This is a genomic window from Burkholderia sp. BCC1998, from assembly GCF_905339875.1.
Taxonomy (GTDB): Bacteria; Pseudomonadota; Gammaproteobacteria; order Burkholderiales; family Burkholderiaceae; genus Burkholderia.
The window spans coordinates 26294-38840 of the sequence record NZ_CAJPHE010000032.1 but is presented as its reverse complement, the minus strand read 5'-3'; the positions used below and the strand labels follow the sequence as shown (position 1 = coordinate 38840).

Genomic DNA, 12547 nt, shown 5'->3' with positions numbered 1-12547 from the left:
GTCGGCGCCGACCGTTTTCTCTCGAAGCGCATCGAAGAAGCACCGCATTCACTCGCGCGGTTCAGCCGTCAATTGCCGCAACTGTTCGAGCAGCTTGACGGCGGGACTCGGCAACAAACCGTGCCGACGCCGAAATGCGGTCAACGTGCGCCGCCCGACCACCCCCGGCAATTCGAGCGTATCGAACACCCCCGCCTTGCTCTCCGTCACGTACATCGGTTCGGCCATCCAGCTCAGAAAACCGGATCGGGCGACGAGACTCTTCAGCACGGTGATCGATCGGGTTTCGACCACGACGTTCGGCAAGCCGAGCCCGTTTGCGACGAACACCTGCTGCATGTGCTCGAACGGCGCGGTGCCGCGCGGCGGGATCGCCCACTGCTGATCCAGCGTATCGGCCAGCGTGATCCCCGGCTTTGCCCGCAACGGGTGATCGAGCGCCGCGACCACGTAGCTGTTGTCCTCCCAGCGACAGTCCTCGATCGCGACGATCTCCTCGGTGTCGGGCATCACCATGCTGAGTGCGAGATCGATTTCGCGCTGCACCAGCGCCTCGGCAAGACGATCCCAGACGCCCTCGATGACGTGAACGCGCAAATTGGGCCACTTCTGCAACACGCCGCTCACGGCGAGCGGCAGCACGAGGCTCGCGATGCTGCCCACCGCACCGCAGCGAATCGTCCCGCGTGCGAGCCCGCGCATCGCGTCGATCTCTTCACGCGCCTGCTCCGCCTCGCGCTGCAACAGAATCGCGTGCGGCAGCAGCGCCTCCCCCACCGCCGTCAGGTGCATGCCGCGCGTATGACGCTCGAATAAAGGGGCGCCCACCTCGTCTTCGAGCCGGCGGATCGCGCGGCTCAAGGCCGGTTGGGTGACGTGCAAGGTCTCGGCCGCGCGCCCGAGACTACCGGCCGAGGCGATCGTGACGAATGCGTGAAGCTGCTGGAGATTGAAAGTCATGCCTGAAGGTAATGCCTTTTTGTGAAATCGGCAATTTCGGATTCTTCCTGATGTTTCGATAATGCGTTCACCAGAACCGAACTGAACGACAGGAGACTTCAATGGAGCTCAGCCTCCCGCCGCTATGCGCCCCGGCAGTTTCCGCCGCGCGCGCTTGCGCCCGGTCCGGGTGAGAGCGCATGTCGGTCGCAAGAGCGCATGTCGGTCGCCTTCGCGCTGCACGCGCCGAGTGAAGCCCGTCTCGCCGAGGACATCGGCGTCGAAGAAATCCAGGAGACAAACGATGAAGACAGTGTCGATGCTCATCGACGGTGAGGTAGCGTCGCGCGCGCCCGCCGACGACGGCGTCGAGGATGCCGACGCAGCGGTGGACGCCGCGGCCCGCGCATTCCCGATCTGGTCGGGATTCGGCCCGCTCAAGCGGGGCAGCGGCTTCCGGTGCTTCGGCGGCCGCGCGGGTGTCGCGGAATTCACCGACTTGCGGGGGATTACCCTGCAGAGCACTCTCCACCACGATCCGTTCTGAGGAGCACGCCATGCAGATCGCCATTCTGGGTGCCGGCGCGATGGGTTCGTTCTTTGGCGGCCGCCTCGCGCTTGCGGGGCATTCGGTCAGCCTGCTCGATATCGACGACGCTCATCTCGCATCGATTCGCAGCCACGGCCTGCGGCTTTCGACCGATTCCGGCGAGCAAATCGTGCGCAATCTCGTCGTGCTGAGGCCGGAGGAGGCCGGCAAGCCCGTCGACGTCGTCATCGTCTTCACGAAGACGATGCATACGACCGCCGCACTCGCTGCCGCAAGCGCCGTACTCGGCCCTGACACCGTCATCCTGTCGTTGCAGAACGGCCTGGGGAACGCCGAACGGCTCGCCCGGTCCGTCTCGCCCGACCGGGTCATGGTCGGCGTGACCACGTGGCCCGCCGACAAGTCGGAGCCTGGCGCCGTCAGCTCGCATGGCCAGGGCACGATCCGGCTGATGAACGCGAACGGCACGCATACGAGCGCGCTCGAACAGACCGTGCATGCGTTGAATGACGCCGGCCTCTCGTGCCATGTCGATCCCGACGTCTGGGCCGCGATTTGGGAGAAGGTTGCATTCAACGCCGCCCTCAACAGTCTGTGTGCCGTGACGCAATGCACGGTCGGCGAATTGACGAATACTCCAGACGGCGAAGAGCTGGCGCTGAAGATCGTCTCGGAGGTGATGGCCGTCGCGCGTGCACTCGGCATTTCGGCAAGTGAAGCGCACGTGGCGTCGAATGTGCGCGATGCGCTCGCCCATCATCGTACGCATCGGCCATCGATGCTGCAGGACGTGCTGGCCGGCCGGCGTACCGAGATCGAAGCGATCAATGGCGCGGTGGTCGAGGCCGCTCGCAAGGCCGGGGTGGAGGTGCCGTATACGAACAGCCTGGCCTGCCTCGTCAGGCTCGTCGACGCGCGTACACGTCAGTCGGGCGGCGCGACGGCTCGACACTGAAGCGCCTGGCGGTTGCCGCCAGGCGCTTCGTCGAAGCGTCCGTCCGTCGACCCATCCACGCAGCTGGCCGCGGTGCGGAGCGTCACGCAAATCGGCGCATCGGCGACGATCACCCGTTCCTCTAGACCTCGTTCTGACCGCACCCTGAACTTCTCGAGGAACGACTCATGCGTCGAGACATGCGCACAGCGCTTGCGCGATCGCATCGAGCGGTGTGCCGGGCCCGAACGTCGCCGCGACGCCCTTCGCCTTCAGATGGCGAATATCCGTGGCCGGAAAGATGCCGCCCAACACCACCGGAATCCGGGCGCGATGCAATGCCAGTTCGTCGAGCAGCCCTTCGACGAGCTCGAGGTGGGCGCCGGACAACGACGAAATACCCACAATATCGGCGCCATGCGCCTGCGCGGCTGCCACCACGGATGCCGGCTGCTGAAACAGCGGCAGGCGCAGTACGTCGAATCCGGCGTCCTCGAGCGCGGCTGCGACGACGGCCGCACCGCGGTCGTGTCCGTCCTGGCCGAGCTTGGCGATCGCGATGCGCGGCCTGCGTCCCGCGCGTTTTGCCAGGCGGTCGACGCCGAACCGGTGATGCCGGCGAGCGAGCTGACCGACACGGCCGCGTGTACGGGCGGGTTCGGAATGCGCTTCAGCGCGTCGCTGACGACGCTCGGATCGCCGCATTGAATGTGTGCAACACGTCGATCACTTTCGACTATCTGCCGGGCAGCGGTGGAACCTCATGACGCAATCCGTGTGCAATGGTTGCGCGGCACGCGTCAGACGGATCGCGACGGGTCGAGCCGTTCTTTCGCTCCAGGACCGATAGGAAACTTCATCGCGTCGTGGAAGGGATTTTTTCTATCTTTGACTACCACGGCGCGAAGCACCCGACCAGAGCAATGCAAGCAATTGCCGCGAAGACAGAACCGGCTCGTCAGACGCACGCAATCCGGGCAAGCGATGCCACGCCACGCCGGGTTCGCGATGATGCTGTTGGTGATAGTTGATGTTGTACGGCCAGATAAAGAAGCGGCCCAGTAACCCGATGCGCCACGAATAAGTCCAGTCATTCCAGCCAGCCGTGACACCCGGCCCGCCGCTGTGCTCTGCAATACTACGGATCTTCTGCACCAGCGCCCCAATTGTCACAAGAGGAACGAACCAAAGCGCCGCAAGCGTCAACAGTTCGCGTACTGTGCCTGCATGCAGGAGCGGCACGAGCAGGATGCCCCAAGTCGCTATCGCCGTAAGCAGCGGCAGTGACATGGACGCACCACGCCCGTTCGCACGCCGGTATGCGCGCATGTTTTTCACCATGTTGACCAGGAACAAATCACCGAGCAGTTGCCGGACGAGCGGGAGTGTGTCGAGTGGCTCGAATTTCCATGGCTGCGCGTGGTACAGATAATTCCGCTCTGGATCTTCCGAAGTCCCGACGTGACGATGGTGTGCGAGATGCAGCGGGCGATAAAACTCGATGGGCACGAGTCCCGGTACGCCGATTGCCAGGTTGATCAGAAAGTCGTTCGCGAAACGGCGGCGGGTCAAATGATAGTGTGTCGCGTCGTGATACAGAATGAATAACGCGTGTTGCCGGGTCGCGACAACAACGGCAGCGACGAGGTAGCCTCCCCAATGCCCCACCGATAACGCAACTCGCAGCGTAACTACGATACATAGCCATTCAAGCAACAATGCGGCGGCCGTACGCAGGTCAACGTCGAGACGAATGAGCACGGTCGTCGCACCGCCAACGCCAATACCGAGTGCGAGTCCCGCGAGCATGTCCGCGATCAGATGCTGCCCGGTCGTCAAAACCGTGAGCGCCAGCATTGCGCTCCACGCAGCGTAATAGCGCGCTGCACGGACACGTAGCGCAGCCAATACCACGGTTACAGCCACAGGCAGCGCAACATGCCCGCATGGACTCGCGGCGAGTGGCGCGTCGATCCGATACAGCCACGCGATCCATCCTGACGCAGCCGGCGACCGGCTCACGGCAGTCGGCCATAGCAGATGACTGACGATGCACAGGCCTGCGGCAAGCGCACCTGCGAAAAACGCGGGCAGCAGCCAATTTCGGCATCGGCCGAACCAGACGATCGACGGCATCACGAGCGCGTAACTCAAATAAAGCGGCACGCTGGCGGACACGCGCGGAATGACCGCATCGTACGGCCCCGGACGCAACAGCGCCACGGGTGCCATCGGCGCGTGTGTGACCCAGAAGTACAGCGCACCCGACACGACGACATAGATTGCGAGCCAGCGCCACGCGTCGAACGCTGACGGTATATAGGAGGCGGAAACAGGAGGTATGGCGCGCATGTGAAAAAAGGAGCGGCTCAATCGCGTATCATGATAAATCGTTTCAGCTCGCATGAATAACGACGCTATGCCGCTTCGAGCCAGTTCCATGACACGTGCGCAGCTGCGCGACGTCGACGTTGCACATATGTACGCGCTCTACTCGACCTGTTACCGGGATACGGAACAGGCACGTTTCGAACACGATCTCGACGACAAGACACATTGCGTCATCATGCGCGATGACACCGGCAAGCTGCGCGGCTTCTCCACATTGAAACTATATGAACAGCAGTGGTGCGACACCACACTGCGCATCCTGTTTTCCGGCGACACGATCGTGGATCCGGCCTGCTGGGGCAGCCAGCAACTCGCGTTTTGCTGGATTCGACTCGCAGGTGAGCTCAAACGCAACTCGCCCGACGTGGCACTATACTGGTTTCTGATCTGCAAAGGGCATCGTACGTACCGCTACTTGCGAGCGTTCGCGCATGACTTCACCCCGCGATTCGACCGACCGACTGAGCCCGTGAATCAGGCACTGCTCGATCATCTGGCAGTTGAGCGCTTCGGGCACGCATACGACGCCGCGTCCGGCGTGCTCAAGTTTCCGGTACCGCAAGGCCGCCTCGCCCCAGCCCTCGCCGAAGTGCCGGACGTGCATCGACGGCTGCCGGATGTCGCCTATTTTCTGGAGCGCAATCCAGAATACGCATGCGGCAACGAGCTCGCCTGCCTGTGTGAACTGACGCCGGAAAACCTGCGCCCGATGGCAAGACGAATCTTCACCGGTGAATGAGCCGATGACGCGGATCCGGCTAGCCACAGCGGTCGACAACGAACGGCTCCTCGCGTTTCAAACACGTTACGCGATGCTAAGCGGGATGCCGCTTCGCTTCGATCGCTCGCCGGATTACTCCGCACTGCATCGGTGTCATTCGAACGACTATCGAACCTGGCTCGCGGAGGACAGCGCCGGGCGCGTCAAGGGAATAGCCAGCATGGTCGTTCGCGACGGCTACATCGCCGGCGAGAAACAGCGCATCGCTTACCTCGGCGACTTGCGCATCGCACCCGATCGCGAACTGGCGCACACGTGGGTCGACTATGTCGTCGATCGCCTCGCTGATCTCGCCCGGCACGAAGATGTGCAGCATACGTACTGCTGCGTCATTCGCGACAACAGGATCGCAACGCAATCGCTATTCAAGACAGGCAAGCGGACCCGGCTCGGATTTCGACATTGGCGCGGCTACAGTAACGTGTCGATCTATGCGCGGCGTATCGCTGCGCGGAGCGCCGGCTCCGTCAGGATCACGAACGCGTCGGCCGCCGACGCCGACGCGCTCCGCGCATTTCTGGACCTGGAGTCGCGTTCCCAACCCTTCGGTTGCGTCTTTACGGCGGACGAATTCGCGCGCCGCCTGAACGTCTGGCCCGACTTTGGAATCGAGCGCTTTCTGGTCGCACATAACGCGCAGCGGCGTATCGTGGGCTGCGTTGCTCCGTGGGACGCAGGACGTATCAAGCGCATCGTGCTGGAACGTCTGCCGCGCTCGCTCGGTGCGCTGCGTCACGGCTTCAACGCCATCGCGCCGTTGCTCGGACGCCCTCCCATCGCAGCACCCGGCCAGCCGCTTCAGGACATCTACCTGACTCATCTGCATGTGAGCGGACGCAACCCGGACATCGCACAGGCACTGCTCAATGCGGTCTGGCAACGAGAGCGGAGCCGCTATGCGTTGCTGCAGCTTTGCCTGTACGATCACGACCCGCTATGGCCCGCCTTGCACGGCTATCGGTACACCGCACTGCCGATGGATCTATACACGCTATCCACGCCCGGCGCGAGCGCACTTGATCCGGGCGGCACCGAAGCGATCCCGGGATTCGAAATCTATCTCGTCTGACCGCTCGCGACCGCAGGCGCTCGCGTGTCGTTCAGGAGCGCAACGAGTGCAAGCCAGAAACGCCCCGCATCGAAGCCGGCGCCGCCGAGTACAGGCTGGCCATGGTCGAGATGCGGCACGCACACTTGGGGCATGCCGCGAATCGTCTGGTGATCGAGGTAGAACTGTCCGTCATGCGCACAACCGGGACGGTAGCGGTCGAGGCGTGAGTGATGTGCGTCGAACCGGGACGTGCGTTCTATCGACCAGCTCACGACATGCACACAGTGCAGGCCACCGGGCACCGCAGACAACAGATTCGCGATGCCCGCGTCGCGCCCGCTGCCGATATCGCGCGAGCCTGCATGCAGCCAGCGTGTGCGCAGCAATCTCCCGGCGGCTCGACCCAACCATGCGGGATCGATGCGCGCCCCCCGTTGCTCGAGCAGGCCATCGACGATCGCACTCGGGCCGACGGGCGGCTGAACGAGTGCGATACCGTCGCAGCGAGCACGAAGCCCTGAATCCGCATGCAGAGCCGCCAATGCATCGAGCCCGCCCTTGCTATGGGTAAGGACGATAAAACGGCGATCAGCGGGCAAGCGCGCATACAGGTTGCGCACGATATGCGCGCCCTGCTCGGCAACGGCGCGCGACGAGCGGACCGGCACACGAAGGACTGAGTACCGCGCGGCACGCAACGCCCGCGCAGCATGCCCGAAGCAGGCAGGTATCCATTCGGAATAGAGTCCCGCAACCAGCACGATGACGGTGTCCGGGAATGCGTGAGCGCCATGTGCGTGCCAACATTCGATGAAGCGCCCGGTCCAGTCGAGTGCTGCGGGCGCCGGTTCGAACGGCGTCAACGGGTAGTGTTGCCGCCACTCGTCGAAGCCGGACGGCGACCATGCCGGACACCGTGCGCTCATGCCGGCTCCGTTGTCACGCCATCGGCAGCGAGCGCCGCGCGGGCAGCAGCCAGCGTGGCTGGATTCCCGATTCGGGCAGGGTGAAAACGCGGCGAGAACCATGCCAGCCACGCAGGCAGCACGCGGGTAACGATGCCCGGCGCGCCGAACAGCCACCAGCCAAGCTGTGCCCAGCTTCGCCAATTGCCGGCGTCGCGGTCGGCACGCGCGAGACGGACGATGAAATAGCCCAGATCGACGACGAAGCATGCCGTAACGCCGAGCATCGCCGCCGTCCGCATGAAATAGCGCTTGATCGCGCCGCCGCCGCAAGCGCGAAATACGTCGAACGCGACGGCCTTGTGTTCGGTTTCCTCTATCGCATGCCACCGCCAGATCGCGGCCATCGACGGGTCGACGCCGTCGAGAATGGCCGGATCGCGCAATAGCAGATCGGCCAGAATGGCCGTGTAGTGCTCAAGACATGCCGTGAAGGTCAATTGAAGCAGCGGCGAAGCGACACGCCGGCATTGTTGCTGCCGTCTCCGCATGAGCGCCTCGAGTGCGTCGACCGGCATGCCCTGGCGAGCCAGGCGCCGGTTATACGCGCGGTGCTCGCGGATATGAGCGGCTTCCTGGTACAGGAAAGCATCCACTTGCGCGGCGAGCGTGCCGTCGGCCGGCAGCGCGTCGCAGTACTGCCTCACGCTATCGACAAAGAACTTCTCGCCAAGCGGAAACATGATCGAGAACGCGTCGAAAAAGCGCGTCACGCGGCGGTTGTCACGATACCAATAGCGCGGAATGTGGTCGGCGAAGCAAAAACGCGGATTGCGCCGACGGATGTCTGCCGCGTCGTTGCGGCGTTCATGCGTTGAATCGTCGGTTCGTTTGGCGTACATGGTCGTGGCCGATCGTGGCGTAACGCGCAGGGTCAGCGCAGGCGGGCGTATTGTTCGATGATGGCGATCGAAGGTATGCTCTGCGTCGCCGCCACCATCCATGTCCGAATTGTATGTTCGTTGCCAATGCAAGCGCCATAGATAATCGTTCGCGACGGTTCGATCGGCTGAATCTCTGCGTGCTCGCGCTGCAGAGCGTTGCATGGGCCGGCATCCTGACGTGGCTGTCGCATGGTACGAGCCCCTTGCGCTGGGTGTCGCTCGTACCGTTCTGCCTGATCATGCAAGGTGTGTTTTCGATGATGCACGAAACATTCCACGGTTTCGGGCATCGGCGCGGGGAAATCAACTACTTGATGATGTGGTGGGCATCGACGATGTTCGGCGCCGCAGCAACGCTGATCCACGTGAATCATCTCGGTCACCACGTGCGGAATCGAACGCCTGCGGAGCGGGTGGACTTCGTCGAGCCGGACGTTTCGCTGTGGCGCAAGCGAATCGAATACTACGTGGCGATCGTCGGCGGCATTTGGTTGGCGAGTTTCGCGGGCAGCTTCGTCCTGGCCGTGCTTCCGAGTCGCATCCCGCATGGTTGGGCGAAGTACGGACACGACAACACGTATGCGGCTGCGTTCAGGGACTTCGACCAGGCCGACTTTCGACGAATTCGATACGAAACCCTCGCAGCCATGGCCGCGTGGATTGCACTGGGTGCATTGCTGGACTGGCGCGTGCTCGACATCGCGATTGCCTACCTCGCATTCGCGTTTTCGTGGTCGTCGCTCCAATGGGTGTATCACATGCACACGCCGCTCGACGTTGTCGAGGGCACATACAACATGCGTGCCCCCACACTGATCCGCTGGGCGTTCCTCAACTTCAACTACAACCTGACGCATCACCGGCATCCGAGCCTGCGCTGGCAGGAGCTTCATGCATGCTCCGACGCAGCGGAGACGCGACCGCTGTGGTACGGTTGGCTGCATGTGTTCGAGGCGCCCCGGCGTTTGCCCAGCGATCCGACACAGCTCGAAAAGACCTATTTCTGACGAGAGGACGCACGTGCGTGCACAGGATGCGTGGGCCACGTTTGGCGCGGCAGCAGAACCCTTCCGTCGCGCGTGGCTCAGCGCGCTCGATGCGCCGGGCGACGCGCAGGCGGCCTATCTGTCACGCTTGCTCGCCGCGAATCGGAACACGACGTTCGGCATTGCCAACGGGTTTGCCGATATCGCAGATCCGGCACAATTTCGCGAGCGCGTGCCGGTGGCCCCCTACGCCGGCATGTCCCGATGGATCGATCGTGCACTCAAGGAGTCCGCTCCGATCCTGACCGCGCAAGCGCCACGCTTCTTCGAGCGCACGAGCGGCGGCAGCGAGCAGCAAAAGCTCATTCCCTATACGCCGGCCTTTCTCGAAGAATTGCAGTTCGCGCTGATCGTCTGGCTCTCCGATCTGCATCGCGCCGTGCCCGGCGTCGCGGCCGGGCGCGCGTACTGGTCGATGTCACCTCCAATGCACGCGCGCGAACGCGCTCCCAACGGCATCATGATCGGATCGGACAGCGATCTCGAATACCTGGCCGACAGCCCGCTCGTCGATCTGCTGCCGACGCTCGTCGCACCATCGCTATCGGGTGACGGTCGGGCGTGGCGCAACGAAACGTTGCGCGCGCTGATCGCCGCTGATGATCTGGCCTTCATCAGCGTATGGAGCCCGACCTTCCTGACCAGTCTGCTTCGTCCGCTGTTCGACGAAGCCGAACCGCAACGCCGCGATACGCTCACCTTCCTGTTCGATTCGCTGCCGTCGAACCGTACGGCAGCGCTGCGGCGCGCACTCGACGATGGCCACTGCAGCCGGCTGTGGCCGCAGCTCGCGGCAGTGAGTTGCTGGATGGACGGTCCAAGCAAGCACTACGCCGCACATGCCCGCACCTTGTTTCCGCAGGCCGCATGGCTTCCGAAAGGCTTGTTTTCCACCGAGGCGGTGGTCAGCCTGCCGTTCGGCGATATGGCCGGCCGTCCCCTCGCCGTCTGCAGCCACTTCCTGGAGTTCCTGCTCGACGATGGAACCGCGATAGGCGTGGAAGAACTGAAGCCGGGCGATACGGTCGAGGTCGTCGTGACGACCGGAGGCGGCCTGTACCGCTATCGGCTCGGCGATCGGGTCCGTGTGACCGGATATGCGGGACGAACGCCATGCGTGGCCTTCGTCGGGCGGGCTGGCACGCAAAGCGATCTGGTCGGTGAAAAGCTGGACGAAGCCTATCTGGCTGCGTCGCTTTCCGAGGTGCTGCAACCGGGCGATGAAGGTTGCGTGATTCCGTGCGCAGACGCGGATCCGCCCCATTACCTGCTGTTGCTTGCAAGCGGTACGCAGGATGTCGCCGCCTTGCGTGATGCGCTGGAACAGGCTCTCGCCCGCGCTTTTCACTACCGACACGCACGCACGGTCGGCCAGCTTGGCCCGTTGCGCGTGGTTCGTATACCCGGGGGTGCCGCCCAGCTGGCGGATCTCGTCCAGCGAGCCCACGAGCGTGCTGGCATCCGGGCTGGCGACGTCAAACCCCGCGCACTGGTGGCCAAGCCCGCCGTGGCGGACGCACTCCGCGCATTCATCGAGGACGCGTGCTCATGTTGAACATATCGATCGCATCAACGTGCCCCCCGTGCGACGAATCCGAGCCGGACGCCGATGGCGAAGCCTTCGGCGCGCTCGTCGAGCAATGGTACGTCGCGGGCACCGAAGCCGAGGTCAAGCGGGACAAACCGTTCGGCACGCGCGTACTCGGCCTCGGCATCGTGCTATTCCGGGCGGCAGACGGCGAGATCGTCGCGCTCGTCGACCAATGCGTGCATCGCGGCACCCGGTTGTCGGCCGGGAAAGTCATCGACGGCTGCCTCGTCTGTCCGTATCACGGCTGGCATTACGACCAGCACGGCAGCGTCACCCGAATTCCCAGCATCGACGGCGCAAGCGCCGAATCGACCGGTACGACCTACCCATATCGTCAGCGCAGGTTGCCGGTGCTGACTCGGCACGGCCTCGTCTGGGTCTATCGCGGGCGAGGTGATCCAGCGCTGAAGCGGCCGTTCGACATGCCACACCACGGCGAACGGCCGTGGCAGTCGTACTACATGGTCAATACGTTCGATGGCGATCTCGGTGCGCTGGTCGAGAACTTCATGGACGTCCCGCATACGGTGTTCGTGCACGACCGGATCTTTCGCTCATCCACTGGGCGGCGACTACGGGCGACCGTCGAACTGAAGCAGCAGAGCGTCGAGGTCACGTATCACGATGATGGCGACAAGATCGGCATGCTGGACTGGCTGACCAATCCGTCCAGGGAACCGCTTCGGCATACCGATCATTTTTATGCACCGAACGTCACACGGTGCGACTATCACTGGGGTAGCCGTTCGAGTTTTCTGATCATCAGCCAGATCACGCCGCTCGACACGCGTCGATCGCGTGTCTATACATACATCGCCTATCGCTTTTCCTTGCCGGCTGCGGTGCTGCGCGCGCTGAAACCGCTGCTGCACCTCTACACGCATTCCGTGATCCAGCAAGACGTGCGAATCATGCGAGCGCACCGCGAGGGACTCGACAACGCCGCAGGCTTCACGCCGTCGAGCGTGCGCGCCGATGTGGTCCACATTGCGATCGGTCGGTTGTTGGCCGCGACGCAGCGTGGCGAGCCGTTGCCCGATGCGCAATGCGGCACGAAGCCGATGGAATTCGTGATCTGAGCGTCACCGGCGCGATCGGGCGAGGCGCCCGGCTCGACCGGCGCACCGCCCACGTGCCCCGTATTTCCGTTAGCCTCCCGTCTGTTCCTGGCTCGCGATCAGGCGTGCTCCGCATGCCAGCAAGTCGCCGTCGCATGCGGCGACTTGCCCGTCGAACCGGGCGTGCCCCGACACCGTCGCAATGAAGGTCAGGCCGTGAATCTCGCAAATCGCGGGATCGTGCAAGCGTGCAATCGCGCGCCCGTTGATTCGCGAGTTCGGCGCCCCGGACACAACGCGTCCGCCGTGGCTGTGCACATCGCCTTCGATGATGTATCGCTTTTGACCCATGACGTG

Annotated in this window: 12 protein-coding genes and 1 pseudogene; 7 read left to right on the top strand and 6 right to left on the bottom strand. The window is 63.6% G+C overall.

From position 1 onward, the window contains the following. Window positions 1-48: 48 nt before the first annotated feature. A complete protein-coding gene (locus U5A56_RS34050; RefSeq protein WP_321822403.1) occupies window positions 49-960 on the bottom strand; it encodes a LysR family transcriptional regulator in 912 nt (303 codons plus the stop codon). 406 nt (window positions 961-1366) lie between these two features. Here U5A56_RS34050 and U5A56_RS37240 point away from each other — a divergent pair. Then, a pseudogene (locus U5A56_RS37240) lies at window positions 1367-1486 on the top strand (salicylaldehyde dehydrogenase); the annotation flags it as partial. 10 nt (window positions 1487-1496) lie between these two features. After that, a complete protein-coding gene (locus U5A56_RS34040; protein ID WP_321926924.1) occupies window positions 1497-2444 on the top strand; it encodes a 2-dehydropantoate 2-reductase in 948 nt (315 codons plus the stop codon). A gap of 165 nt (window positions 2445-2609) precedes the next feature. Here U5A56_RS34040 and U5A56_RS34035 read toward each other — a convergent pair whose 3' ends face one another. Further along, entirely contained in the window at window positions 2610-2978 is a 369-nt protein-coding gene (locus tag U5A56_RS34035; RefSeq protein ID WP_321926955.1) for a cobalamin-dependent protein, read from the bottom strand. A gap of 327 nt (window positions 2979-3305) precedes the next feature. Beyond that, window positions 3306-4865 (bottom strand): fatty acid desaturase family protein, encoded by a 1560-nt coding sequence (locus U5A56_RS34030; protein WP_321926922.1) that lies wholly within the window; start codon window positions 4863-4865, stop codon window positions 3306-3308. Between U5A56_RS34030 and U5A56_RS34025 the strand changes: the two genes are divergently transcribed. Then, window positions 4864-5553: a hypothetical protein gene (locus tag U5A56_RS34025; RefSeq protein WP_235879180.1), complete on the top strand. Its 690-nt coding sequence runs from the start codon at window positions 4864-4866 to the stop codon at window positions 5551-5553. The two genes, U5A56_RS34030 and U5A56_RS34025, sit on opposite strands and share 2 nt — an antisense overlap. Next, a complete protein-coding gene (locus U5A56_RS34020) occupies window positions 5546-6664 on the top strand; it encodes a hypothetical protein (RefSeq protein WP_321926920.1) in 1119 nt (372 codons plus the stop codon). The genes U5A56_RS34025 and U5A56_RS34020 overlap by 8 nt, the downstream gene beginning before the upstream one ends. On the opposite strand, the gene U5A56_RS34015 is transcribed toward U5A56_RS34020, so the two are convergent. Both U5A56_RS34015 and U5A56_RS34010 read right to left on the bottom strand, forming a co-directional pair. Then, window positions 6652-7572 carry a hypothetical protein gene (locus U5A56_RS34015; RefSeq protein WP_321926919.1) on the bottom strand — a complete coding sequence of 307 codons (921 nt, stop codon included), beginning with the start codon at window positions 7570-7572 and terminating at the stop codon, window positions 6652-6654. The two genes, U5A56_RS34020 and U5A56_RS34015, sit on opposite strands and share 13 nt — an antisense overlap. After that, window positions 7569-8453 carry a metal-dependent hydrolase gene (locus tag U5A56_RS34010; protein ID WP_063927848.1) on the bottom strand — a complete coding sequence of 295 codons (885 nt, stop codon included), beginning with the start codon at window positions 8451-8453 and terminating at the stop codon, window positions 7569-7571. Before U5A56_RS34010 ends, U5A56_RS34015 begins: the two co-directional genes overlap by 4 nt. A gap of 113 nt (window positions 8454-8566) precedes the next feature. Here U5A56_RS34010 and U5A56_RS34005 point away from each other — a divergent pair, with 113 nt between their 5' ends. From U5A56_RS34005 to U5A56_RS33995, 3 genes are read left to right on the top strand one after another with little or no spacing between them, the layout of a single operon-like run. Then, complete coding sequence (locus U5A56_RS34005) at window positions 8567-9502, top strand: fatty acid desaturase (RefSeq protein WP_321926918.1); 936 nt, start codon at window positions 8567-8569, stop codon at window positions 9500-9502. Window positions 9503-9515: 13 nt separating this feature from the next. Then, the gene (locus U5A56_RS34000; RefSeq protein ID WP_321926917.1) at window positions 9516-11096 is read left to right on the top strand and encodes a GH3 family domain-containing protein; all 1581 of its coding nucleotides are present in this window, start codon (window positions 9516-9518) and stop codon (window positions 11094-11096) included. After that, a complete protein-coding gene (locus tag U5A56_RS33995; RefSeq protein WP_044846491.1) occupies window positions 11090-12211 on the top strand; it encodes an aromatic ring-hydroxylating oxygenase subunit alpha in 1122 nt (373 codons plus the stop codon). Before U5A56_RS34000 ends, U5A56_RS33995 begins: the two co-directional genes overlap by 7 nt. Before the next feature lie 69 nt (window positions 12212-12280). Here the strand turns inward: U5A56_RS33995 and U5A56_RS33990 are convergent, their stop codons facing one another. After that, complete coding sequence (locus tag U5A56_RS33990) at window positions 12281-12541, bottom strand: PAAR domain-containing protein (protein ID WP_321926915.1); 261 nt, start codon at window positions 12539-12541, stop codon at window positions 12281-12283. Window positions 12542-12547 lie beyond the last annotated feature (6 nt).